20 protein-coding genes are annotated in these 24,629 nt (G+C 42.5%); 12 read left to right on the plus strand and 8 right to left on the minus strand.

All coding sequences use genetic code 11. The features are described 5' to 3' along the window. Window positions 1–73 precede the first annotated feature (73 nt). Window positions 74–1,096 (plus strand): thiamine-phosphate kinase, encoded by a 1,023-nt coding sequence (gene thiL, locus RMZ42_RS24510; protein WP_322673857.1) that lies wholly within the window; start codon window positions 74–76, stop codon window positions 1,094–1,096. Between the two features lie 79 nt (window positions 1,097–1,175). Here the strand turns inward: thiL and RMZ42_RS24515 are convergent, their stop codons facing one another. Together RMZ42_RS24515 and nadD are read right to left on the minus strand one after the other, a co-directional pair. After that, complete coding sequence (locus tag RMZ42_RS24515; RefSeq protein ID WP_322673858.1) at window positions 1,176–2,189, minus strand: type I glyceraldehyde-3-phosphate dehydrogenase; 1,014 nt, start codon at window positions 2,187–2,189, stop codon at window positions 1,176–1,178. Between the two features lie 117 nt (window positions 2,190–2,306). Next, the gene (gene nadD, locus RMZ42_RS24520; protein WP_322673859.1) at window positions 2,307–2,933 is read right to left on the minus strand and encodes a nicotinate (nicotinamide) nucleotide adenylyltransferase; all 627 of its coding nucleotides are present in this window, start codon (window positions 2,931–2,933) and stop codon (window positions 2,307–2,309) included. A gap of 403 nt (window positions 2,934–3,336) precedes the next feature. Between nadD and murC the strand changes: the two genes are divergently transcribed. The 4 genes from murC to RMZ42_RS24540 all read left to right on the plus strand — a co-directional run bounded on the left by murC (window position 3,337) and on the right by RMZ42_RS24540 (window position 7,021). After that, complete coding sequence (gene murC / locus RMZ42_RS24525; protein ID WP_322673860.1) at window positions 3,337–4,800, plus strand: UDP-N-acetylmuramate--L-alanine ligase; 1,464 nt, start codon at window positions 3,337–3,339, stop codon at window positions 4,798–4,800. A 123-nt stretch (window positions 4,801–4,923) separates the two neighbouring features. Next, window positions 4,924–5,925, plus strand: coding sequence for a UDP-N-acetylmuramate dehydrogenase (gene murB / locus RMZ42_RS24530; protein WP_322673861.1), 1,002 nt, complete (start codon window positions 4,924–4,926; stop codon window positions 5,923–5,925). Between the two features lie 185 nt (window positions 5,926–6,110). Then, window positions 6,111–6,458 (plus strand): YbaB/EbfC family nucleoid-associated protein, encoded by a 348-nt coding sequence (locus RMZ42_RS24535; RefSeq protein WP_322673862.1) that lies wholly within the window; start codon window positions 6,111–6,113, stop codon window positions 6,456–6,458. Window positions 6,459–6,541: 83 nt separating this feature from the next. Beyond that, window positions 6,542–7,021 carry a low molecular weight protein-tyrosine-phosphatase gene (locus RMZ42_RS24540; RefSeq protein WP_322673903.1) on the plus strand — a complete coding sequence of 160 codons (480 nt, stop codon included), beginning with the start codon at window positions 6,542–6,544 and terminating at the stop codon, window positions 7,019–7,021. A 61-nt stretch (window positions 7,022–7,082) separates the two neighbouring features. Here the strand turns inward: RMZ42_RS24540 and RMZ42_RS24545 are convergent, their stop codons facing one another. Then, window positions 7,083–7,766: a response regulator transcription factor gene (locus RMZ42_RS24545; RefSeq protein ID WP_322673863.1), complete on the minus strand. Its 684-nt coding sequence runs from the start codon at window positions 7,764–7,766 to the stop codon at window positions 7,083–7,085. Window positions 7,767–8,418: 652 nt separating this feature from the next. Between RMZ42_RS24545 and smpB the strand changes: the two genes are divergently transcribed. Both smpB and RMZ42_RS24555 read left to right on the plus strand, forming a co-directional pair. After that, window positions 8,419–8,886: an SsrA-binding protein SmpB gene (gene smpB, locus RMZ42_RS24550; protein ID WP_094349892.1), complete on the plus strand. Its 468-nt coding sequence runs from the start codon at window positions 8,419–8,421 to the stop codon at window positions 8,884–8,886. A 182-nt stretch (window positions 8,887–9,068) separates the two neighbouring features. Then, window positions 9,069–9,359 carry a WGxxGxxG family protein gene (locus RMZ42_RS24555; protein WP_322673864.1) on the plus strand — a complete coding sequence of 97 codons (291 nt, stop codon included), beginning with the start codon at window positions 9,069–9,071 and terminating at the stop codon, window positions 9,357–9,359. 55 nt (window positions 9,360–9,414) lie between these two features. Here the strand turns inward: RMZ42_RS24555 and RMZ42_RS24560 are convergent, their stop codons facing one another. Both RMZ42_RS24560 and RMZ42_RS24565 read right to left on the minus strand, forming a co-directional pair. Beyond that, window positions 9,415–10,836, minus strand: coding sequence for an IctB family putative bicarbonate transporter (locus tag RMZ42_RS24560; protein ID WP_322673865.1), 1,422 nt, complete (start codon window positions 10,834–10,836; stop codon window positions 9,415–9,417). A 329-nt stretch (window positions 10,837–11,165) separates the two neighbouring features. Then, window positions 11,166–12,719 (minus strand): GAF domain-containing sensor histidine kinase, encoded by a 1,554-nt coding sequence (locus RMZ42_RS24565; RefSeq protein ID WP_322673866.1) that lies wholly within the window; start codon window positions 12,717–12,719, stop codon window positions 11,166–11,168. Window positions 12,720–13,436: 717 nt separating this feature from the next. Between RMZ42_RS24565 and RMZ42_RS24570 the strand changes: the two genes are divergently transcribed. From RMZ42_RS24570 to RMZ42_RS24590, 5 genes are all read left to right on the plus strand, one after another. Continuing rightward, entirely contained in the window at window positions 13,437–14,630 is a 1,194-nt protein-coding gene (locus RMZ42_RS24570; protein WP_322673867.1) for a DegT/DnrJ/EryC1/StrS aminotransferase family protein, read from the plus strand. Window positions 14,631–14,750: 120 nt separating this feature from the next. Continuing rightward, a complete protein-coding gene (gene crtB / locus RMZ42_RS24575; protein ID WP_322673868.1) occupies window positions 14,751–15,644 on the plus strand; it encodes a cyanoexosortase B in 894 nt (297 codons plus the stop codon). A gap of 196 nt (window positions 15,645–15,840) precedes the next feature. Then, window positions 15,841–16,563: a cyanoexosortase B system-associated protein gene (locus RMZ42_RS24580; RefSeq protein WP_322673869.1), complete on the plus strand. Its 723-nt coding sequence runs from the start codon at window positions 15,841–15,843 to the stop codon at window positions 16,561–16,563. A 232-nt stretch (window positions 16,564–16,795) separates the two neighbouring features. Next, on the plus strand, window positions 16,796–18,154 hold the full coding sequence (locus tag RMZ42_RS24585) for a polysaccharide biosynthesis/export family protein (protein ID WP_322673870.1): 1,359 nt from the start codon (window positions 16,796–16,798) through the stop codon (window positions 18,152–18,154). Window positions 18,155–18,373: 219 nt separating this feature from the next. Beyond that, window positions 18,374–20,548 (plus strand): polysaccharide biosynthesis tyrosine autokinase, encoded by a 2,175-nt coding sequence (locus tag RMZ42_RS24590; protein WP_322673871.1) that lies wholly within the window; start codon window positions 18,374–18,376, stop codon window positions 20,546–20,548. 137 nt (window positions 20,549–20,685) lie between these two features. Here the strand turns inward: RMZ42_RS24590 and RMZ42_RS24595 are convergent, their stop codons facing one another. The 3 genes from RMZ42_RS24595 to RMZ42_RS24605 form a co-directional block, all read right to left on the minus strand. Next, window positions 20,686–21,357: a rhomboid family intramembrane serine protease gene (locus tag RMZ42_RS24595; protein ID WP_322673904.1), complete on the minus strand. Its 672-nt coding sequence runs from the start codon at window positions 21,355–21,357 to the stop codon at window positions 20,686–20,688. Window positions 21,358–21,483: 126 nt separating this feature from the next. Then, complete coding sequence (locus tag RMZ42_RS24600) at window positions 21,484–22,203, minus strand: rhomboid family intramembrane serine protease (protein ID WP_322673872.1); 720 nt, start codon at window positions 22,201–22,203, stop codon at window positions 21,484–21,486. A gap of 196 nt (window positions 22,204–22,399) precedes the next feature. Next, entirely contained in the window at window positions 22,400–24,628 is a 2,229-nt protein-coding gene (locus RMZ42_RS24605) for a chemotaxis protein CheW (RefSeq protein WP_322673873.1), read from the minus strand. Window position 24,629 lies beyond the last annotated feature (1 nt).

Below are 24,629 nucleotides of genomic sequence, written 5' to 3' on the forward strand. Positions count from 1 at the left end.
ACAATACCTTTATCTTAAACAGTAAAGTAAATCATCAGTTTTCTTCGTAATTTTGCAACACGGAAAACCGATTGTGAACAGTGAGTTATCTTCTCAACAAGTAAAAGACATTGGCGAACAAAGTCTTTTAGAAAAATTACAGCGTTTCTGTCCTCCAGAAATTATCGGCGATGATGCAGCAGTACTTGAGACTGCACCAGAGAAATCTTTGGTAGTGACTACAGATGTACTGGTTGATGGCGTGCATTTTAGCAACCTCACCACTTCTCCAGAAGATGCTGGTTGGCGAGCTGCTGCTGCAAATTTATCAGATTTAGCAGCGATGGGTGCTTCTCCATTGGGAATCACTATTGGGTTGGGACTACCCGGTGAACTTAGGGTGAGTTGGGTAGAACGCTTGTACCAGGGAATGACAGAATGCCTGCAAAAATACAATACCCCAATTGTTGGGGGTGATGTGGTGCGATCGCCTGTTACTACTCTGGCAATCACCGCTTTTGGTCAAGTTAACCCTAGTCAAATTATTCGCCGTTCTGCTGCTGTTGCCGGAGATGCGATCGTCGTTACAGGCGTTCATGGAGCCTCCCACGCTGGCTTAGAAATCCTCTTACATCCCGAATTAGGACAAAACCTCAAAGATGCAGAACGCACGGCTCTAATCCGCGCACATCAACGTCCACAACCACGATTAGATGTCTTACCAATCCTTTGGAAAATCTTAACTCCTAACTCCCAACTCTCCATTGCTGGTATGGATAGCAGCGATGGTTTGGCAGATGCGATTATCCAAATTTGCCGCGCGAGTGGCGTTGGCGCTGTTTTAGAACACAGACAAATTCCCCTAGCAAAAACTTTTAACCATTGGCTGACACCAGACCAAGCGCTAAGATATGCTCTATATGGTGGCGAAGACTTTGAATTAGTACTGTGCTTACCACAAGAATTAGCATCAGCCTTAGTGCAACATCTTGGAGAAGGTGCTGCGATCGCAGGCAGGATTACAGCCGGCTCGACAGTGATATTGCACGACGAGCAAAAAAAATTCCCTGACCAAGTTCTGAATCTTAGCCAGGGATTTCAACATTTTAGTCAATAGTGCTTTGTCCTTTGTCCTTTTTCTAATGACCAATGACCAATGACCAATGACCAATGACTAATGACTAATGACAAATTAATTATTGCCACTTCTGGGCTACCAACTCTGCCAAATCCAAAACTCGTTGGCTGTAACCCCACTCGTTGTCATACCACGCCATAACTTTTACTAAGTCATTGCCCATAACCAAAGTCAAGCTGGAATCGACAATCGAAGAAGCGTCAGTGCCTTGATAATCAGAAGATACTAGTTCTAGTTCGCTGTAGTCCAAAATCCCTTTAAGTGGACCTTCGGCAGCATCCTTAAGAGCTTGGTTAACTTCTTCAGTAATAGTACGCTTCTCAACCTGAACTACGAAATCTACCATTGAGACGTTCGGGGTTGGTACGCGCAAGGCAACGCCATTTAGTTTGCCTTTGAGGTCTGGGATAACCAGCGCCACTGCTTTTGCTGCACCAGTGGAAGTGGGTACAATGTTTATCGCTGCGGCCCTCGCCCGTCGCAAATCCCGGTGAGAAGCGTCTAGCAAGCGCTGATCGCCTGTATAGCTGTGGGTGGTGGTCATCGTACCTTTGATGATGCCGAACTTATCGTTCAACACCTTGGCAATCGGTGCCAAGCAGTTGGTAGTACAGCTAGCGTTGCTGATAATGTGGTGTTTGTTGTGGTCATAATCATGATGATTTACACCAACCACAAAAGTACCATCCTCGTTTTTACCAGGAGCGGTAATCAGAACTTTCTTGGCTCCAGCATTTACGTGCTTGAGTGCTCCTTCTTTGCTAGTAAATACCCCGGTTGCTTCGATAATTAGGTCAATTCCCCAATCTTTCCAGGGCAAGTTTTCGGGATTGCGATCGGACACGCACTTAATGGTCTTACCGTTAACGATGATAGAGTTATCATCGGCACTAATCTCAGCACCCTTGATCTTCCCTAGCATGGAGTCATACTTCAGCAGGTGAGCATTAGTTCTAGGGTCTGAAGTGTCATTAATAGCGACAAGATCGATTTTACTATTCTCTCTACCCACCCAGCAACGCGCAAAGTTACGTCCAATCCGCCCGAAACCGTTGATTGCAACTCTAATCACAGTGTCTTGCCCTCTGTATTTATGCTTATTATGTTGATATCGTTGACCCCAATCATATCGCAAAGGGGGGGGGCACTTTTAACCATAAAGTGTTAGATCAATAAAAAAACACATAATTTATTCAGATTTGTAAGAGTAGAGATTGTTGTTAGTGATATATGATCTGACCGATTCTGAGACTAAATAACGAATTGACTGGCGTTCGCAGCAAAATTTGCGAATTAGACTTGACGAAACTCCTACTAAAGGTATATTCAAGAGTTGCCAGTGAATGATCAAAGACTGCTCCCTGAGTTGTTGCTCGACTTGCTTGCAGATTAATTTGCTTTGAGTTATAGTCTCACCACCTAGCTGTCGGGGTGCGATTAACCAATCACACATTTGTGCTAATTCGTGTCCCCGGTACCAACCGGGTAAGGTTTGGAAAGTATCCAAGCCCACAATCCAGTACCAATGAGTATTTGGGTAACAAGTAGATAAGTCAATCAGGGTGTTAATGGCATAAGAAGTCCCAAAGCGATTAGTCTCCACTAGTGAGACAGTAAATGCTGGGTTATCTTTGATGGCTAATTGCAGCATTTGCACGCGATGCTCAAACAAAGCTGCTTCTTTGTGAGGAGGGTTTAGGGATGGCACCCAAATTACCTTTTCCAGGGATACTTGATGCAAAGCTGTCTCGGCTACGAGCAGGTGTCCCCAATGAATTGGATCGAATGTGCCACCAAAAATTGCTAGTTGCTGCATCCAGATAAGCCTGGGTTATATGCAATTGAAAAATAGTTTCATTACCAATGTACTATTGTACTCAATTCACGCCTAAACTTGATGCAATTTCAAATTAGTTTCACTAAACAATGTATTATGTAGCCAATTCCAGTAAGGTAGCCAAAAATATGTATTTGACATTACAAGAATTTCTTTCCCGATGCAGCCAAAATTTTCAGAATAATCTTAAGAACAGTTCCGAAATAGCAAAAACCTCCAACCAAGGTAAAATCATTCTCAACCAGGAAAGCCAGAGCAGAAACATCATTTGGGCATCAAACATGAACATGATACAGAAGTAGTTACGGTAAAAATCAAAATCCTGTTATGATACGCGTGTCATTTGTGATTATGGTGTGGTGTGGTGTAAAAGGAGTAATAAATGACTAATTCTGTAGATTTTAGTGGTAGACCATTTCATTTCATTGGCATCGGTGGCATAGGTATGTCTGCTCTGGCATACGTTCTTGCAAAGCGTCAATTTCCAGTATCAGGTTCGGATCTTCGTCCTAACCACATTACGCACAAATTGGAATCTATCGGTGCTCATATTTTTGGTAAACAAGAGGCAAGCAATCTCGAATTCTTTCAACCTCAGGTATTAGCTAATCCAGTAGTATTAAATTCACCAGAAGAATTACCTACTGATACTAAGTCAAAACTGCCTCAAGTTATTTGTTCAACAGCAATTAACACTAATAATTTAGAATACAAAGCAGCGCTGGAATTAGGTTGTCCAGTTTTACATCGTTCAGATGTCCTAGCAGCTTTAATTGCCGATTACTACAGTATTGCAGTGGCAGGAACCCACGGCAAAACTACAACCAGTAGTATGATTGGCTATATGCTTCTAGAAGCAGGCCTAGACCCAACGATTTTAGTCGGTGGCGAAGTCAATGCATGGTCCGGTAATGCTCGATTGGGACAAAGCCAATATTTGGTAGCCGAAGCAGATGAATCAGATGGTTCTTTAGTAAAACACGCTCCCGAAATTGGCATCATCACCAATATTGAACTCGATCATCCTGACCACTACGATACATTAGAAGAAGTCATTGACACCTTCCAGACATTTGCTAAGGGTTGTAAAACTTTAATAGGTAGCATTGACTGTGCGACAGTGCGCGATCGCTTGCAACCCACAATTACCTACAGCTTACACTCAGATACCGACGCTGATTACACCGTCACTAATATTGATTATCGTGCTGATGGTACCACGGCTTTGGTTTGGGAAAAAGGCAAAGCTTTGGGCGTGTTGACGTTGCGGTTACTCAGTCGGCACAATCTCAGCAACGCTTTAGCCGCAGTGGCTGTTGGTCGCGCTTTGGGCTTAGAATTTGGAGCAATTGCCAAAGGTATCGCCACCTTTGAAGGAGCAAGACGACGCTTTGAGTTCCGAGGCGAAGTCAATGGCATTACCTTCATTGATGACTATGCTCATCACCCGAGCGAGATTCGCGTTACTCTCGCCGCAGCACGTTTACAGGCAAGACCAGGGCAAAGAGTGGTTGCCATCTTCCAACCCCATCGCTATAGCCGTACACTGACCTTTTTAGATGAATTTGCCGAGTCATTTACTCATGCTGATTTGGTAGTGCTAACTGATATTTACAGTGCAGGCGAACCGAATTTAGGGCAAATTAGTGGTGAACGTCTAACGGCAGAAATTGCTAAACAGCATTCGCAGGTCGTTTATCAACCAACTTTACCCGCAGTGTATGAGTACTTGCTACAAACACTACGCCCAGGAGACTTGGCGCTGTTTTTGGGGGCTGGAAACTTGAACCAGGTCATTCCGGAAGTAATTACGACACTTTGTGAGCCGGCTAAAGCCACATCCTAAGTGAAGACCTTTGCGAAGTTTTATTTCTGAGTAAAGCGCTCCTCTCGCAACGGTTTCATCTGTGAACTCTATTACCGTATATTTGCGGTAAATAAATGTAAAAATTTTACCAAAAAAGTAAAGATGACCATTTCCCAGGCAGCTGGAAACGTCTGCACAGTTTCTGCTTTGAATACAAAGAAACCCCAAATAACTAATTCGGTGGAGAGTGAAGTAATCTACTTACCCAATACTGATTGTGCGCTCAAGTCCCAGGCTTGTTTGTCAGCGTTTACTTCCTATAGAGTTGGGGGAGCCGCTGATTTATACGTTGCCCCCCGAAACTTAGAAGCACTGCAAGCAAGTCTTAAATACGCCAAAGAACGCGAGCTAAAGGTGACAACACTGGGAGCAGGTTCTAACTTGCTGGTGAGTGATGGTGGTATATCAGGCTTAGTCATTGCTACTCGTCATCTCCGCTTCAGCAACTTTGACCTTAAAACCGGTCAATTAACCGTTGCTGCCGGAGAATCAATTCCTAGCTTGGCATGGGCGGCAGCAGAGTTAGGGTGGCAAGGATTGGAGTGGGCTGTTGGTATCCCTGGAACAGCCGGAGGTGCAGTGGTAATGAATGCAGGGGCACATAATAGCTGTATCGCAGATATGTTAGTTAGTGCCGAGGTACTTTCACCCGATGGTACGCTGGAAACTCTAACCCCAGAACAGTTAGGTTATAGCTACCGGACTTCATTATTGCAAGGTGGCGATCGCATAGTCACCCAAGCCACCTTACAACTCGCGCCAGGTGCAGACCCAGCAAAAGTTGTGGCAATTACCAAAGAACACAAAAAGCATCGGTTAAGCACTCAACCATACAACTTTCCCAGTTGTGGTAGTGTGTTTCGCAATCCCAAACCTTACAGTGCTGGCTGGTTAATTGAACAAACTGGTCTCAAAGGCTACCAAATTGGTGGAGCACAAGTAGCATTACTACATGCTAATTTTATCGTTAATCGTGGTGGAGCAAAAGCTAGTGATATCTTCTGTCTCATTCGCCACATCCAACATCAAGTACAAGAACGTTGGTCTATTAATTTAGAGCCAGAAGTCAAAATGCTCGGAGAGTTTCAAGGTGCTTGTGGATAAAAATGGGGAATGGGGAATTGGGAGATGAGGGAGAAGAATTAATAACCAATGTCCTACTCCCTACTCTCTATTCCATACTCCCCACTCTATGACGCATTAATTATTGGTAAAAAAAGAGTCAAATTACTTACCGCATCTATAATTGAATTTGATTTGTTATTCAACGCATACGCGTACAAATAATTATGACAGGAAAAGGACAGGGATTCGGCTTTGGTTTAGGAAAAATGAAAGAATTAGCCGAAGCTTTTAAGAAAGCGCAGCAAGTTCAAGAAGGCGCAAAGCGACTCCAAGAAGAATTGGAGCAAATGGAGATTCAAGGAGAATCTGGCGGTGGTCTTGTAAGGGTGATTGTCAGTGGAAACCAAGAACCCAAGCGGGTAGAAATTTCTCCAGATGCTTTAGCAGAAGGTGCAGAAGTACTTTCCGATCTTGTAACAGTGGCAATGAAAGAAGCCTACAACAAGTCCACAGCAACAATGCGGGAACGTATGGAAGAATTAACCAGTGGGTTGGAGTTACCTGGATTTTAATCATTGGTCATTGGTCATTAGTCATTAGTCATTAGTCATTGGACAAAGGACAAATGACTATTGACAAAGGACAAAGTATATCTATGCCTTACAAGTTGCTGTTTGTCTGCTTAGGTAATATCTGCCGATCGCCATCGGCAGAAAATATCATGAATCATCTAATTGAGCAGGCTGGCTTGAGCGAACATATCCTCTGTGACTCTGCTGGTACATCTAGCTATCACGTTGGTAGTCCACCTGACAGACGTATGAGTGCTGCGGCTGCTACTAAGTTGGGAATTAAACTGCGTGGTCGAGCACGCCAGTTTGAAAAGTCAGACTTTCAAGACTTTGATTTGATTTTGGCTATGGATCGAGAAAATTATGACAACATCCTCACTCTCGATCAAACTAAGCAATATCAGCATAAAGTACGTTTGATGTGCGAGTTTTGCTCTCGGCATACTCTAAAGGAAGTTCCAGATCCCTATTACGGCGGTCAAGAGGGATTTAATCAGGTTATTGATTTACTGATCGATGCTTGTGAAGGTCTGCTGACAAAAGTTAAAAGTGAAGAGTTATGAGTTAGGAGTTAGGAGTTAGGAGTTTTAATTCCTCACTCCTCACTTTTAACTCCTAACTTTTTTATTCCACCAAACCATGCTTCATCGCATAACGGACTAATTCCGCGCGGTTGCTGGTTGAGGTTTTTCTCAATAAACTGCTAACGTACTTTTCCACAGTTCGAGGACTCAGGTGTAACTGAAGACCCATATCGGCATTAGAAAGACCATGAGTTAATAACTCTAAGACTTCCTGTTCTCTGTGAGTTAGGGATGAGTGCAGATGGGATTTCTGAATTTGAGTGGACAGAGAATTATGGGCATCCGTCGCTTTTATCGAGCCGGAAATGCCCAAACTATCTTTATGAGAAAAACGATACTCTGATTGGATAATTTGCGATCGCTCCAAAAGATTGCGGATTGCTGCTGCTAACTCTTCCAGTTCAAAAGGTTTGGGTAAATATAAATCGCACCCTGACTGGTAGCCGAGAATTCTTTCTTGGGTCTTAATGCGTGCCGTTAATAAAATTACAGGCAATAAACGAAACACTGGTTGTTGACGCACCCGGCGCACCAGTTCATAGCCATTCATCCGTGGCATAACAATATCCGTGACAATCAAATCAGGATGATACTCATCCACCATAAACAAAGCCTCTTGACCGTCATTAGCCACGATCACTGAGTAGCCAGACAGTTCAAGATAGTCGCTAACAGACAGACGAGTGCCCAAATCATCATCCACTACAAGGATCGTCAAGGGCATGGATAATACACCCCTAGCATTTTTTTACTCAGAAATTTGCTTTTATGTACTCCGTTAATGAACACAGACAATAATAGTGTTCTTATGTTTCATACTATGACAGGATTACCAGCTAATGACTGCTCTCAGGGTTTATTTATAAAGGAAATCTTAAATCATTAGGAAGGTTAACGAAATGTAACCACCTTAGACTCCCTGTGCTTAGGAGGCATAGAGAGCTTTGTAATTTGTAACAACTCATCATTAGCGTCATACCAATTCTTTGTCAGGACTTATGCAAAAGAGAAGTGAAAATCTTGATTTTCTGTAGAGACAATTCATGTAAACGCCAAGAAGCAAGTTACACGGAGTTTTTCTTAGAGAATCGGCTTACCACAAGGTATTGCCTTTACTTGATGTGTAAGTCCTATTTGTGAAACTGCACAAAATCAGGCTTAGTGAGACAAGTTGCTCAAGCAACTTGTTCTATGAAATCTTAGAGGTAATCGGTATCAGCTAACTTAAAATTGCCAGAAAACCTTAATTGTGAACTTAGAAAAGCTAAATTAGTGATATACAGTTCACCATTTATAGCGGTTCTAAGATACACCGTATAATTCACAAGCCAATCCAAATAATTTTTTAGGTACATTTAAAGCACACAAAATTATCAATGAGCGACAAGAACGAAGGTTACAAAGTTATTTGCGACAACCGTCAAGCCCGTTATTTGTATGAAATTCTAGAAACTTACGAAGCTGGAATTGAGTTGACAGGAACAGAGGTAAAGTCGATTCGTGCGGGTAAAGTCAATCTCCAAGATGGCTATGCTTTGCTTCGCAATGGTGAAGCATGGTTGATCAATGTGCATATCTCGCCTTACAACGCTAGTGGACAATATTTTAATCATGAACCACGGCGTACACGCAAGCTTCTATTGCATCGTCAAGAACTCCGTAAGCTAATTGGCAAAGTTGAACAGCAGGGTTTAACTTTAATCCCTTTGAAAATGTATCTCAAACGAGGCTGGCTAAAAGTCAGTATAGCTCTTGGCAAAGGTAAAAAGCTCCACGATAAACGAGAAGACCTGAAACGACGCCAAGACCAGCGTGACATTCAACGGGCCATGAAAAGTTATTGAGGATTCAATGTTGCTAAACTACCACAGCAAGAATGAGAAACAGACTGCTGTGAAAACCATGCTGTATGTCTACAGCGTGAGTTATGAAAATGCCGAGTTTATAGCCGCAGATTGATTTTGTTAAAGTTAAGACTCGATACAGTGGTGAGTGACTTTAAATAGCATCAGGAACTTTCACAACTATGAAAAGTAATTTCATTACCGCTGTTGGCGCTGGCGTTCTCACCTTGAGTATGGGAATTTTACCTTTAACTTTATCTGCACAAGCTCAGACAACTAATGACACTGGAGCTAGTACTACTACTACTACTGCTCCAACAACGACTACTGACAATCGCAACGATTTTGATTGGGGTTGGCTAGGATTGCTTGGTTTACTCGGTCTAGGCGGGTTGGCTGGCAAAAAGAACGATCGCGAATCTGTAGCTTATCGCGACCCTAATGCTCCAAGTGCTACTACTTACAGAGATTAAACAATTCAAAAGTTGTCAGTTGTCCGGTAAGAAAACAACTGACAATTTATTTATGTTAATTTATTGCTGGATCTGAGTTAGTTGTATTTGTCTGGTTTTGAGCTAAAGGTGTCCAGTAGCTGGCAATTAAGGCAACGATCAGCCACCAGAGGGTATTTACTTCAGGACGATACCAGACAGTATCTACGGTGCCGTGAGCTAGCATACCCAACAAAATAGCGATCGCCCCAATTAACCAAAATCCCTCTACACTTCTGATTTGTCGCAATCGCCGCACTTGCAAAATTGCTGTATTAAATGTGACAATCAATAGCCAGAGAAAGCAGGCTAAACCAACAAAGCCAGTTTCTACAGTCACTTCAAACAATATCGAATAGGCGCTCAAAGCAGTGTAACGAGGGCGTTGGTAGAGGGGATAAACTTTATTAAAAGAGTTGTGACCAGGCCCAATGCCGAAAATCGGGCGATCGCGAATCATTTCAAATACAGCATCCCACACATTTCGGCGAAAATTATTACTGCTATCCTTACGGTCGGCAAAAATACTGAATACTCGCAGCCGCACTGGCTCTACAAATATCACTGCTAGCACCAATACGCCGATCAAACCTCCTAAAACAATCGGTATTGACCAAGTACGCCAAAAACGAGGCATTTCCACGCTTTTCCAATAAACTAGCAATGCCATCACAGCTAAAACTGCTACCACTAGTCCAATCCAACCACCACGACTAAAAGTCAGAATTAGGCAAGAACTATTGACAATTAGCATCGTTAATGCGAGGGCTTTTTTAGGCCAGCTTTGCCATGCAAAAATTGCCACTAAGCTAAAAATTACTGCTGGTAATAGATATCCAGCCAATAAGTTGGGATTGCCTAAATAACTGTAGACTCTTGTAGTCTTAGACATAGGAGATTCTGGATCGACCCAAGTTGCCAATGCTGTGGCTCCAAAAAACCATTGCCGCAACCCGTATACACTAACAATTAACGATACGTGCAGATAAAGGATGATAATCCAAGAACGGAGGCGAGGCGACCTTAATACCCTGGCACAAAGGGTAAATAGTAGCAAATACAAGGTCAAGGTTCCCAAATCGTTAAGTGCCGCCTTTTTCACTGGTGATAATGCTGTTGCAACTGCGGCAACTCCCCAGTAGAGCAATACCAGTAAGTGAATGGGAGTGACTGACGACGAGACATTTGCTGGTGTTACTTCATCAGATATAGTCAACAATAGCCAAAATCCGACACAAGCCACCAGCAAAAAACCCACCAATGTACTCGAAGCAAAAGGTGCTAGAGCATATATTAAGCTGAGTAAAACCGCTGCGATCGCATCTCCCCATTGAAGCAAGACGCTAGTTTGCCGCCAAGAACTTAGCAATCCCACCAGAGAGCGGTGTACATAACTGGTAGCAAGATATTCTTTGAGCGGTAAAGTTGATAGAGTAAATCGTTGCCAGACTAAATTCATAAAAAACATTGCGATCGATTAGCCTGCCGACGCAGAACTTGGAATCGATCATAATGCCTATAGCTATAAAAAGGTAATAACAGAAATTGCACATCACGCGATGGCGCTCTTATTCCTAGCCATCAGCCAATAGAAAGTTAAGAATAGTTCTTCATATACTGAGTACAGCTTGATGTAAAATAGTGGCGAATTGAGGGTTGAAATTTAAAGGCATAGGTAAGCGCAGAAGCACACAGAGAATTAATCAAATCTAAATAGAAAATACGTCTTTCCCAATCTCCATTACCCCTTATCCCCAGAGGGGGCCCCACCTTCTTCAATCCCCACAATTAGACATCGCTAATTGCTTGTGAGGAAGTCGCTAGTTGCAGTGGCAAAGAAAGCACATAACGATATCCTGATTCTGGTGAACCTTGAATCAAAATATGTCCACCGTGCAATTCTGCCAGTTGACAACTTAGTAATAGGCCTAAACTTTCACGAGAAAGACTTCCATGTGATTTAGCTAAATTTATACCTGAACTATTAGCAAAGAAATTTGAGTGGGAATCACTCAAGTTTTTGGAATTTTCCACTGCTACTGATGAAGTATCTAGTTGTTCTTGTCTTTCTGTATGAGTATTGTAAGTTGCAATCTCACCTGTAAGCTCCAGCAGCGACAAAGAATTGAGACGGAAGTAAGGATCGACCTCTGTTATGCCATCCCCTAACCAGGGATGAGAAACCCAAATAGTAATGTTGAGCGTATCTTCTTTATAAGAAACATGAATGCGAACAATGCTACCTGTAGCCGAAAGTTGAATCACACTGAAAACCAGATGATAAAGCATTTGCCGCACCTTGTCTTTATCTAAAGGCCAAATGCGATTGCGGCCTGGTTCTATAGACAGGCGAATATCTTGCTCGCGGCGATTAGCTACTTCTTCTAGGGTATTGATAGCTTGTTGGCATAGCATTTCAATATCCACGGGAGCTAAATTTAGTACAGTTGAGTTTTCGTCCATCGCTCCTAGTTCGGTAATTTCGTTTACTAGGGAAAGTAAGTACCGACCACTGTGTTGGATAATTTCCAAATATTCTCTCTGCTTAGTCGTCAAAGGCCCATAAATCTCACGTCCTAAAACACTAGCCATACCGAGTACAGACGTTAGGGGCGTGCGTAATTCCTGAGTTAGCTGACTCAAAAGTTCTAGCTTCAGTTGCTTAGTAGAAACAGAGTCGTTATCTTGAGCGGATGCAGTGATTTTAATATCAGTGTTACGTTCCTCATTCAGTGAAAATATCGGAACGTTCTTGGCAGCGCTTGATTCGAGTTTCCCTTGCAGGAGTCTATTACGTTCAAATTCACTCATACTCCAACGAGCAATGATTTGTAAAAACTCAATATCTCGGGTTGTAAAATTGCGCGGGACTAAATCCATCACCGCTAATGCACCTAAACAATGTCCCTCAGCATCAATTAATGGCGCTCCTAAGTAAGCACGAATACCATAATCTTGCACTAACTTGCTGCCAGCAAGTACTGGATCGGTAAGTTTATGCGTATCATTAATTACAAATACTTGAAAGCTGTCTACTACCTGAGTGCAAAATGATTCCCGGCGTAGTAGTTGGCGGCTTTGTGCCAAATGATTCATTAGTCCTAGTCTAGATAAGCCTATCGCCGATTTGAACCAATGGCGTTCTTGATCCACAAATCCCAATATCGAAATTGGTGCTTCCAAAAAGTGGGCAGCAGTCTGTGTGGCTTCTTCAAAAACCGGAATCGTTTCTGGTTGCCGCAAACCTAAATCGGACAAAGCTTTGAGGCGTTGCTGTTCTCTTGATTCATGAGAATCCCAACCATCCTTTAGGGCAAATAATTTGTTTTCAGGCTCTATCATTGCCACTGCTACCTTAATAATTTCTCTATCGTGTTAATTGATCCAAGTCCTATTTCTAGGTTATCAATTGCTATTTTTAAGCATTCCCTAATTTTGCCTCTGACAAACAAATTTAGGGCAAAAATTTTTTCTCCCTTGCATTAAGCCAAGATGTGGTGTCTGCTAGTTACTAGTTACTGGTGCTGAATGTTCTTTATTTAGCACTGATGTAGTCTTTATCGCTTGAGATTTTCCAATCAGACTGCGTTAGATTTGAATTCAGCCAGGGTAAGCTAATGCTAAGGATACAATACAAAGGAGCTATGATTCTTTATCTATATAAGGGAAAATTTTGACTGGAACATTCAAGGTAAATTTACTTAAAAAAATAGATGTTGATGTAATAAAATATAGACATTTTACTGATAACAACTAGCACCCAGAGATGATAATCCTAGTGCAAGATGACCTAAATAGGCTAACCATATCCCTACGGATTAGCAAACTACCAAATTATTGAAAAGCCCAGTTTCTGAACTTTTTGAATTTTGAGAGAAGTCCGATGGCAACTTCGGGCACTCAAATTAAGAGGGCGTGATTTTGAAAACCATAACCGACTAAATAATCGATCTAAGCCTTTATCCAAATAGATTAAATCTACGACAATTTCATGCCGAAAATTGTACAAGGTTTTCTATTTTTTCCATGTGAGGAAACATTTTTTGAGGACGACTGATAATGAATAAAATGACTATTAGAGTTCCTTTTGTAGACCTAAAGTTACAACATGAACCAATTCAAACGCAATTGCAAGATGCAATCCAATCTGTATTGGAACGGGGAGATTTTATTTTAGGACAAGCACTTTCAGATTTTGAAGCAGCATTTGCGGCAGTATCTGGTACGGCTTATGGAGTTGGTGTAGCATCAGGAACAGATGCGATCGCTCTGGGATTACAAGCGTGTAATATTGGTGCTGGTGATGAAGTGATTTTACCCGCAAATACTTTTGTCGCCACCTTAATTGGGGTGCTACGTGCTGGCGCCAAGCCAATTTTGGTAGATTGCGATCGCCAAACTGCTTTAATTGATTTAGAAGCCGCAGCAAAGGCAATTACGCCTCAGACTAAAGCAATTATTCCTGTACATCTCTATGGACAAATGGTATCGCCACGCGATTTAGTGAACTTTGCTGATACCTACAAACTACTAATTTTTGAAGATGCCGCCCAAGCACATCTCGCCCAAAGAGACGGATATTACGCTGGTTCAGTAGGAATAGCAGCAGCTTTTAGTTTCTATCCCAGCAAAAATTTGGGAGCATTTGGGGATGGAGGAATGCTGCTGACACGAGATGCAGATGTAGCCCAGAAGATGGTGCGCTTGCGAAATTATGGTGCATCGCAAAAGTATTTTCATACTGAACCAGGTACGAATAGCCGCTTGGATACTTTGCAAGCAGCAATTTTGCACAAAAAACTCCCATATTTGCCGCAGTGGAATCGCGATCGCCTGACTATTGCCCAGCAGTATGATAATGAACTAGCACCCTTGGCAACTGCTGGAATTATTCCTATAGAAAATCAAAGTGATACAGGACACGTTTATCATCTTTATGTAATTAAAGTAGATGATTCTTGCCCAATAGAACGCCAGCAACTCCAGGAAAAACTCACAGCAGCGGGAATACAAACTGGTATTCACTACCCAATTCCTTGTCATCTCCAGCCAGCATTCACCAATTTAGGCTATCAACCGGGAGATTTTCCCCAAGCAGAGAAGTTGTCAAAGCAAATATTATCATTACCGATGTATCCTGGTTTGAGTAGTAGCCAAGTCAAAGAAGTTGTAGCAGCGATCGCCAATGCAGTCTCAACAAGTTATCAGGCAGATAATCTATCTACTGCTGACCTGGGCAGCGTGGTAGCCTGAAGTTAATTCATACTTAATTTGTTCTTTGTCATTTGTCTTTTCTCATTTATCCTTTGCAAATGACCAATGACTAATGACCAATGACTAATGACCAATGACCAATGACTAATACTGAAAATCATGGCACTCCAGCAACAGGTTAAAAATATAAATGCATCAGGCTTGTTAAATCTAGCTATCTTAGGCGTTTTGCTGCTGCTTTATGCTCCAATATTCTTACACTGGCTGGATGGTTGGCTGCACAAAAATATCAGTACAGAACACGAATATTTTAGCCACGGAATTATTGGCCTACCATTTGCGGCTTATCTGGGCTGGATGAACCGGAAAAAGTGGAGACGTTTGCCAGATACCATCAATCCTTTGGGCGCTGTTTTATTGTTATTAGGGGCAATTTTTTATCTTAGCGGTGTTACAGAGTGGGTTAACCTTTCCTTGCCCGCGATATTAATCGGATTATGCTTGTGGTTTAAGGGAATAGCAGGTTTGCGATTACAAGGATTCCCTCTATTACTAGTATTTTTAGCCACCCCAACAGCATTACCCTATCTCATTGCTCCCTATACCATGCCTCTGCAAAGCTTCATCGCTGGCACAGCAGGCTTCATACTGAATCAATTTGGTATGGAAGTAACCGTAGATGAGATCAATCTTTACGTGGGAGGACGGATTGTAGAAGTCGCTCCCTATTGTGCAGGGCTAAAAATGTTGTTTACGACTCTCTACGTTGGTTTGATGCTGCTTTATTGGACAGATGCTTTATCTTCACGGCGAACAACTATATCGTTTTTATCTCTTGCTGCGATCGTTAGTGTTACTGCCAACATCATTCGTAATACTTTACTGACTTTCTTTCACGGCACGGGTCAAGAAGCGGCTTTTAAATGGCTGCATGAAGGTTGGGGTGGCGATCTCTACTCTGCTTGTATGTTGGTGTCACTAGTGCCCTTACTGAATTGGATTAATACCTATTTTTCAGCATCTCTAGAAACTGAGCAAGAGGCAGAAACTTAGAACTAATTGGGCATTGGGCATTGGGCATTGGCAGAGGAGCAGAGGAGAAAATTTTCTGCAACTTCTCCCCTGTTCTTCACTCTCCCCTCCTAACTCTTTTAATCTTTCATCATTTATACGTAAGTCCTAAATATTACTGAACTCACAATGTGATTTTATAAAGTAAGATTTTGCCTAAGTATTGCAAATTTTACTGATGATTTCCTTCTCTAAATTTTTCAAGGAAAACCAATTGACTCAGGTAGCAGCACTTTTATTATTGCTACTGCTGCTAGCAATGGCGGGGGTTCCCGGATATCTGACAGGACACTGGCAATGGAAACAGCCGCCCCCTGTTCCTACCCTCCACGAATTAAAACAGATTCGCAAGACTGGGTTAACCCTTCCTGGTTGGCAAACCATTGAACAAGCAGAACAGCAAATTGGCGAACATAATTGGTCTTTGCAGGTAGTTAAAAAAGAAGGTTCCGAATCCCAGGCAATCCTGCTTTTATTGCCGCAAAATGGGCCTATGGATCAACCAGAGGTAGAGTGGACAGATGTTAACGGCTGGGGAAGGTCACGCTGGGGAAAGTGGGATGTAGCTCAATCTCGTTCTGCCAAATTTACTGTGAAACCATCTGCAAAGTTGGCTTCTAATGTCGAAACTAAAGTAGAAGCTAGGTTTTTTCGCGCCTCCACACCACAGCAAACCTTCGCTGTTTTGCAATGGTATGCGATGCCAGACGGTGGAAATCCATCACCTTTTCACTGGTTCTTGGCAGATCAACTAGCACAATGGCACAAGCAACGCACTCCTTGGGTTGGCGTGAGCATTCTGATTCCAATGGAACCTTTGGGGCAGGTAGAAACATCTTGGTCTTTAGCTCAGTCTATTGGGGAAACAGTTCAAGCTGCATTAATGGCAGGCCCTTTGTAGGGTCTGTTTTGATGCCCTTGCGCAGAGATTTATCAAGAGTATCTCTATAAATTGTGTTCAGGCTGAAACTCATCTAAAATGATGTTAACAACATCAAGTTAGAAATTAAATTTAGCAAAATTATTCTCTTTTTCTTGGTAAATACTTGTAGGTAAAAGAGACATTGAAGGCATTTTTAGAGTAAAATAACCACTCGGCGCGACTAATTTCTATCTAAATATTTTCTGCACCAATGTTCATAGATGCTAGTTATTATATGCGTGGATTCAGCGCCTTGTGTTTTGTCAGTCTTCAAGTAGGAGTTTTCTTAACAACACCTATCCAACTTGTTGTCGCCCAGCCTTTTCGATCTCAAGGACAATCACCAAACCTATTCCCCTCGCCTGTGCCAGTTAATGAAGTTGCACCTAGTGGTGTAAGTGAAGAAATTTCTCCGCAACTCAGTCGCTACCTCTTGGGGCCAGGAGATGCAATTGGTGTTGTGCTTCAGCGTCCTCCCGGCCCGTACCGCTTAGGCATAGGGGATGGAATTAGCGTTTCGGTTCAGCGCTTTCCAGATTTAAGCTTTCAAGCTTTAATCAACCCAGAAGGTAATATTGCGGTGCCGTTATTGGGAACAGTTTCTTTACAAGGTTTAACCCTAGAAGAAGCTCAAGAAAAAATTCGCTTGGGTTTAAATCGTTATGTTGTCGATCCAATCATAGTTTTAGCCTTAGTAACGCAGCGTCCAGACCTCAGTTTTCAGGCTGTAATTAGTCCAGAAGGCAACATCATCGTGCCACAAGTGGGAACGGTGTCATTAAAAGGTTTAACTCTAGAAGAAGCTCAAGAAAAAATTCGCCTGGGCTTGAGTCGCTTTTTCCCAAATCCAATCGTGGTAGTATCCTTGGCAGGAACGCGACCAGTTCAAGTTACCATTAGTGGGGAAATATTTCGACCAGGAATTTATCCAATTAATTCACCAACACCTCGTGTTGCTGATGCTTTGCTAGTATCTGGTGGTTCAACGTTGAATGCAGACCTGCGACAAGTGCAAGTACGCCGAAAGTTAATCGATGGTTCTGTGATTTCACAAACGATTGATTTATACGCAGCACTGCAAAATGGCGGTTCAATCCCGAATTTACGCTTACAAGACGGAGATGCGATACTCGTACCCCGTCGTGAAGTTGGTAGTGAGGATGGTTATGACCGCAATTTAGTAGCACGTTCATCCTTGGCTACACCACAGATTAGAGTCCGAGTTTTAAACTACGCTGCGGGTGGTCTTTCCATTCAAGCACTGCCTAACGGCAGTACATTTGTAGATGCTTTGGGAGGTGTAAATCTAGACACTGCTAATCTGAGAGATATCGCTCTGGTTCGCTTTGATTCGGAACGAGGCAAAGCTGTTACCCAAAAACTTGATGCTAAAAAAGCTCTAGGCGGTGATGCATCGCAAAATGTAGCACTTCAAGATAACGATGTTATTGTTGTTGGTCGGAACCTCATTGGTAGAATTACTAATTTCTTGACCACCATTACCCAACCTTTCTTCAATGTTCAATCTTTTCTCCGGTTTTTTGACAACATCGGTGGTGGATCGAATTAGTAACATTAAAGAAGGATACAACCTAGAAATAGTTTGGAGTGTAAAAAACCACATCTCTAACTGAATATTTGAATTTATTAATGGAAAAGTCTTAAAGATATCAACCGATATATACAGTAGGAAGTTGATAGCATACTTGTATCAAAGCCACTATCTTTGTTTGGTGCTTCCTAAATTTTGAATTTTGTATTTTAAATTTTGAATTGGAGCGAAGCGACCATGACCCCACCAATTGTTAAACGCTATCTGATTGCTTTTGATAAATATAAATGGATTGGACTAGCTAGTTTTGGTTTAGTTGTCGCCGGATCAACTGTGGTAGCTATGCAACCAGAGCCACCTACTAGCTATATAGCATCTGGGGCACTTACTTATAGTGGGCCGCCAGTTTCTTTCTCTGCAACTGGTAATGAAATCCAACAGCAAGGGAAGGAACTAAATGAGGAAGTTTTACTATCAAACCAGATAATTGCAGGTGTGGCTGAGAAAGTCGGTGTCAAACCGAAACAACTCGGTGCAAGTCTTGCTCTTGCTCTACCTAAAAAAAATGCTAAGAGTGGAGAATTAGAATCTTCTACCTTTGAACTTAAATATGTAGATAGTGACGCCAAACGAGGCATACAAGTATTGACAGAATTGATGCAAGCAATGATCAAGTTGAGCAGTGACATCAATACTGGGCGCTTACAAGCAATTATTCAAAAGATTAACGATCGCACACCACAAGCTAAACGGGAATTGCAAATTGCTGAAAAGAAGCTGGAACAGTACGATCGCGTCGAGCGAACAGCAATCTTAGCAGCAGAGAATGGCAGTTTGTTAAGCGCCATTACTGCCAGCCAAAATCTCCAACGGCAAATTCAATTAACTATTTCTGGGGTTGATGGTCAAGTTCGCAGTTTACAAAATAAGTTAGGCTTAACAGTCGGACAAGCTTATGTTTCTTCTGCTTTGAGTGCCGATCCAATTATTGGGAACTTACGAGCGCAAATTTATCAAAGTGAATCGCAAATCGCTGTACTCAGAAAAGATTTGCGACCAGAACATCCAACGATGGTGCAGTTAATTCGTCAGAAACAAGCTGCTGAGGAATTACTCCAACAACGTGCTGCTGAAGTTTTAGGTGGTGGTGGAACGGCAGCTCCGCTTCAGGGTAGCGTTGCAGGTATTCGGACTCAAAGCAGCTTAGATCCAACACGCCAGCAATTGGCAAACCAAATGGTGTCTTTACAAACCCAACGGGAGACACTGCAACAACAACTAGCTCAAGAAATCCAACTAGAAGCGCGACTCCGGCGAGAGTATGCTCTGATACCCAATAAGCAATTAGAGCGATCGCGTTTAGAACAGGAGGTTGGACTCAAAAAAGCCATCTATGACCAAATGCAGGTGAAGCTAACCGATGCGAAAACCGCAGAGGCAGAAACTACTAGCAGCCTCAGTATTGCCAGACGCCCCGCAGTCACTGTCGATCCCAAACCTCCGAAGAGTGTGCCTATTACCCTGGCTGTGGGTGGTTTTTTAGGTGTATTGATTGGTGGCGGGGTGATATTTTTGTTGGGAGCGCTGGAAGGCACTTTCAAAACCAGGGAGGATATCCGCGAGAGCCTTAAGCAACGAGAAGTGGCACTGTTGGGAGAATTGCCTTTAATGCCAGTTGATGATTTGGAGCCAGATGCTGTACCGGTAGTATTTTCCCAAGATTCTCCTTATTTAGAATTTTATGAGAAATTCCGTAGTAATATGCGCCGGATTGGTGGTAAAAACTTAAAGGTAGTATTGATTACTAGCACCAGTAGCCTAGAGGGGAAAACGGCAAGTGCTTATAATTTGGGTGTTGCTTCCGCTCGTGCTGGTAAAAGAACCTTAATTATCGAAACAGATTTGCGATCGCCTTCCCGTTGTACATCTTTAAAAGTAATTCCTGACCCTGAAGCCACTATTGAACCCCTACGTTATTACGCTAATTTGAGTGAATGTATTCGTTTAGTTCCTGATGTAGAAAATTTATACATTCTTCCCAGCCCTGGCCCAGTACGGCAATCCGCTGCTATTCTTGAATCCAGCGAAATGCGGCGGCTGATAGAAGATGTCCGCGAACGGTTCGATTTAGTCATTTTAGATACTAGTCCTCTCAGCATATCCAATGACCCATTGTTAATTCAACCCTACAGCGATGGGATCGTACTGGTGGCGCGACCAAACTATACGCAAGAGAATATGCTAGGTGAAGCTATCGATCAATTGGTTGAATCTGAACTGGGGTTATTGGGAGCAATTATCAATGGTGCTGATATCATTGTTTCTGCACGTGAAGAAGTTGCAAAATCATCAACATTTACATCTGAGGTAGAACAGTCAGAAGAAGTTTCAGCGAGTGCCAACAAAAACTAATAGTTTCAAATGTGGAAATTTTAACTTGAGTATCGCATTCGCGTTGGCGTTCGCTTTAGCGTTTTTGAAAGAGAAGGGTCTCGCAGAACATTGAAAGGTAGCAATTTTTTTGCTAAGAGTTTCAGGAAATGGTGTATTTAGTCGCGCCGAAACAAGCCAAATAAGGGAGCAAGAATTACCCCAAATACAAAACCACCGATGTGCGCCCAATATGCAACTCCACCAGTTTGCACAGTCATATTAGCGGCTGTTTGGAGGGTAGCAAGACCGGATATGACATTTTGCACAACAAAAATTCCAATTATGATTAGTGCTGGAACTCTGATTGTGGTGATGAAAAACCCCAAAAATATTAAAGTCATGACTTGAGCGTGGGGAAAGCGGATAATGTACGCACCCAAAATCCCAGAAATTGCACCACTTGCCCCCAAGGAAGGAATCTCAGAATTCATCCCAATAAACCATTGGCACAAGGCAGCTAAAGCACCACACGCCAAATAAAAAATCAGATATTTGGCATGACCCAATCGATCTTCAATATTATTGCCAAAAACCCAGAGAAACACCATATTTGAGATTAAGTGCCACCAACCACCGTGTAAGAATTGCGACGTAAATAACGTTATCCACTCTCCATTCAAATTGGTGGTTAACTCTTGAGGCACTACTGCATACTCACTGAAAAACTGACTCAATTGTGGATGTGACAGGCTCACCTCGTGAATAAAAACTAAAACATTCATGCCAATTAACCCATAGGTGAAATACGGGGTGATTCGCGTCGGATTTTCATCGTAGAGGGGAAACACAGGTGTTTTTCCTAAATTATTGACTAACTGCAATATAGCTTGTCAGGCTAGCAGTTGCGAAGGTTAAACAATTTCACCTATTAAATTAATCAGTATAATTGAGGGTAACAAAGATACTATGAAAAATTACTTATACCAAGATTCTTCCTGAGATTTATCGCTAAATAAACCCAACAGTGGGCCGAGAATTGCCCCGAAAATAAACCCGCCTGCATGGGCCCAGTAGGCAATACCGCCGCTTTCCATACCGATGTTGGTGCGTGCTTCCAGGCTGGTAAGTCCGTAGAAAGCTTGTTCGAGAAACCAGAATCCTAAAAAGAAATATGCGGGGACACGGAAAGTTGGGAAGAAAAACCCTAAAGGTACTACACCAAGAACTTCGGCGTTGGGAAAGCGGAGAATGTATGCACCCATAACACCTGCGATCGCACCACTTGCACCCAAAGAAGGAATGCTAGAATCTTGAGCGAAGAACCACTGGGTCAAAGATGCCAAAACACCGCAAGATAAATAAAACAGTAAATATTTGGCATGACCTAACTTATCTTCAACGTTGTTGCCAAAAATCCAGAGAAACAACATATTGCCAGCTAAGTGTAAGAAACCACCGTGCAAAAATTGTGAGGTAATTAAAGTTGCCCACTCTGGTACTGGTTGATGTACAGAGATACCCGCAAAACTTAAAGTCAGTTCTCGTGGAACTACAGCCGCAAGGCGTAAAAATCCATTTAATGCTTGTGGGGGAAGATTTGCTTCATAAAGAAAAGCGAGGACATTGACAGCAATCAACCCATAAGTTACATAAGGGGTGATTTTTGTCGGATTATTATCTCTAATGGGAACCACGAGCGTTTTTTCCTGATTTTAAGACAGCAATTCTACAATACGGAATTTTGTAAGTAGTTTCTTCTGCCTCGTGGATAGATATCAGTTTAATATTTGAGATTTACTGTAGGACTTACCTCAATTCTAGGGTCTTCCAGACTGCAAAAGTATTTGAGAATAGTATCGTCGTAACTTAGTTTTTCCGGCAGGTATTGATTCAAGCTAGAGATTTTGTGAGAAGCTGACCATCCAAAACCAGGCTAAGTTGCCCATTGGCAAGAATGCTAGTTCCTTGGATATAAGCAGCAACCGGGGTTGCTTCCCCCAGAGGATGGATTGCAGAGGATTGCTTGCCGATGATGCAATCTACTTCTAAAGCACATCGTTTGTCTAAGTAACGAAATACTAATAACGGCTTATCCTGTTTGAAAGCATTTAGTGTATCTGTACTGTAAGTAGTAACTGAGGTGGGAAGGTGGTTAGGACAAGTCAGCACATCAGTCAATAAGTAGATAGGGACGAGCATTTCTGTTGTTAGATCCTCACGATCGCAACCAAGCAAGCCACTGGTGCCAGAAGACTGCAATAATAACATCCGTCCCGCTTGAGTTTGGATAATTTGTTCGGACTGGGATAGACAAATCTGCTCTACAGAATCGGCAATAAATGCATAGACTCTGGAGTTAGCTTGACAGACGATAAGTTGAGCAATTTTGCGATCGAGGGGAATTTGGAGCGAGAAGGCTGTACCATGTCCAGCTTTAGACTTCAATACTATTCTTCCCTGAATAGCTGTTAATTGCTTGCAAACTTCAGTTAATTCTACTCCTAACTCTAAGGCAGCACGATCGCACAAAACAGATGAAACCTCTGGCTCAAGTACCAGTTCAGTCACTTGTAACATATCCCCTGGTTTTGTCAGGGCGAACCCCTGGGCTAAAGCCGGTTGATAAATTTGAGATAAGTTAAGTCCTGCGCCATCATCACACCCATCAATAATCAGTTGATTTCCTTGCTGATAAACTTGAATTTCGATGATACCGTTGCTATTTTTACCAAGGTGTTGGCGCGTTTGACCAGACTCAATGCTTTGCTCTAGTAAATAGCAACTTATATGCAACAGAAGGACACGGAGGCGATCGCTAAACGCGCGATCGACTTGGATATCGCTAATTTGTAAATGTAGTCTAGCAGACTTATCTTGTAAAGCTTGTAACTGAGACCAAAGCCGATGCAACGGTTCTAAGGCTACTTTTAAAGGAATAGTTGTAACTGTTTTGACTAAATTGGAAGAATGCTTAAGTAACTTTTCCTGTTGTATGAGTTCTTGTTTGAGTTGATGATGATTGTTATTGAGCGAATCAACAGTTGATGCCACCTGAGACGCTTGGGCCAAGACAGATTGAAGAGTACTGTATAATTGCTGAGAGCGAGAAGCAGCTAGGGGAGAAAGGGTATCTGAAATTGCTGCTAAACGTCCTGACCATTCCTGTAGGTTATCGAGCAGGTGTTGTAATCGTTTAACTTGTCGGAGCAACCGCCCGATCGTATGTTGCTGTTGTTCTTCTTGACAGGCTTGCTGATTATATGTAGTTAATAATGTTGCAACTAGCGCGTTTAGTTGTTCGAGATGCTTAATATTGATGGGTATAGCGGCTGGAATACTTGTTGCAAGAATGGTAGAAATCGATTCTTGTAAAGAGAGTGGATGGCGATCGCTCAAAGATTTAACTAGGGATGCAACAGAAGTTTCAGTAGGCAGGGAAAAATCCCCCAACCAAGCATGAAAATCTCCTTCCTCCAGGTTTACTAGTTCCTCTACATTGGCAGAAAGCCGTTCAGCATCTAGGTGACTAAAGCTACTAACCTGGAGGTTAGTTTCACTTACTAGTTTCCTGTCAAGACTTTCCTTGTCTTTAACTATAACTTGCTCTGGTAGAGATATAGAAGCTTCTAGCTCGGGCAAGGAATCGTTAAACTGAATAACTGGTTGATGTTCCTGCGGTTGCTCTAGCGATGTCTCAAGGTGTGTATCCTGGGAATCGCCAAATTCTGCTTGCAGACGCGCAACAATGGCAGACATCCGCTCCAGAATTTCTACTTCCTCAATTTTTGAGGCTGTTAAAAATGCCATCAGCAGCATCTGTAGGCAATCTAATCCTTCCGATAACAGGGAGGCGATTGGAGCGTCAATAGTTGCCCGATACTGATGCAAAAGCTGAAAAATCTCTTCTAGTGCAGCCGCAACTATCGCAATGGTATCTAGTTCGGCTGCTATAGCAATCGAATGCAGAGAGCCAGCAGCTTCCATGAGAGCCAAAGCTGTACCGGGGTTACTGTCTTTTGTATAGTTAGGCAACTCCTGCTCCAAGAACAGTAACAAATCGATCGCTTCTTCTAGAAAGCGATCGTCGTTCTGCGGTTGGGGGACAAAATCGGTACTCATG

This window comes from Nostoc sp. DedQUE05 (assembly GCF_034530955.1).
GTDB lineage: Bacteria > Cyanobacteriota > Cyanobacteriia > Cyanobacteriales > Nostocaceae > Nostoc.

Bases quoted from the DNA above. Each gene is read 5' to 3' on its own strand.
- RMZ42_RS24540 (WP_322673903.1), top strand. From the start codon at position 6,542: ATGCCTTACAAGTTGCTGTTTGTCTGCTTAGGTAATATCTGCCGATCG.
- RMZ42_RS24565 (WP_322673866.1), bottom strand. From the start codon at position 12,719: ATGATAGAGCCTGAAAACAAATTATTTGCCCTAAAGGATGGTTGGGAT.
- RMZ42_RS24570 (WP_322673867.1), top strand. From the start codon at position 13,437: ATGAATAAAATGACTATTAGAGTTCCTTTTGTAGACCTAAAGTTACAA.
- murC (WP_322673860.1), top strand. From the start codon at position 3,337: ATGACTAATTCTGTAGATTTTAGTGGTAGACCATTTCATTTCATTGGC.
- murB (WP_322673861.1), top strand. From the start codon at position 4,924: ATGACCATTTCCCAGGCAGCTGGAAACGTCTGCACAGTTTCTGCTTTG.
- RMZ42_RS24555 (WP_322673864.1), top strand. From the start codon at position 9,069: ATGAAAAGTAATTTCATTACCGCTGTTGGCGCTGGCGTTCTCACCTTG.
- RMZ42_RS24605 (WP_322673873.1), bottom strand. From the start codon at position 24,628: ATGAGTACCGATTTTGTCCCCCAACCGCAGAACGACGATCGCTTTCTA.
- smpB (WP_094349892.1), top strand. From the start codon at position 8,419: ATGAGCGACAAGAACGAAGGTTACAAAGTTATTTGCGACAACCGTCAA.
- RMZ42_RS24585 (WP_322673870.1), top strand. From the start codon at position 16,796: ATGTTCATAGATGCTAGTTATTATATGCGTGGATTCAGCGCCTTGTGT.
- RMZ42_RS24590 (WP_322673871.1), top strand. From the start codon at position 18,374: ATGACCCCACCAATTGTTAAACGCTATCTGATTGCTTTTGATAAATAT.
- RMZ42_RS24535 (WP_322673862.1), top strand. From the start codon at position 6,111: ATGACAGGAAAAGGACAGGGATTCGGCTTTGGTTTAGGAAAAATGAAA.
- RMZ42_RS24560 (WP_322673865.1), bottom strand. From the start codon at position 10,836: ATGAATTTAGTCTGGCAACGATTTACTCTATCAACTTTACCGCTCAAA.
- RMZ42_RS24580 (WP_322673869.1), top strand. From the start codon at position 15,841: ATGATTTCCTTCTCTAAATTTTTCAAGGAAAACCAATTGACTCAGGTA.
- crtB (WP_322673868.1), top strand. From the start codon at position 14,751: ATGGCACTCCAGCAACAGGTTAAAAATATAAATGCATCAGGCTTGTTA.
- RMZ42_RS24545 (WP_322673863.1), bottom strand. From the start codon at position 7,766: ATGCCCTTGACGATCCTTGTAGTGGATGATGATTTGGGCACTCGTCTG.
- nadD (WP_322673859.1), bottom strand. From the start codon at position 2,933: ATGCAGCAACTAGCAATTTTTGGTGGCACATTCGATCCAATTCATTGG.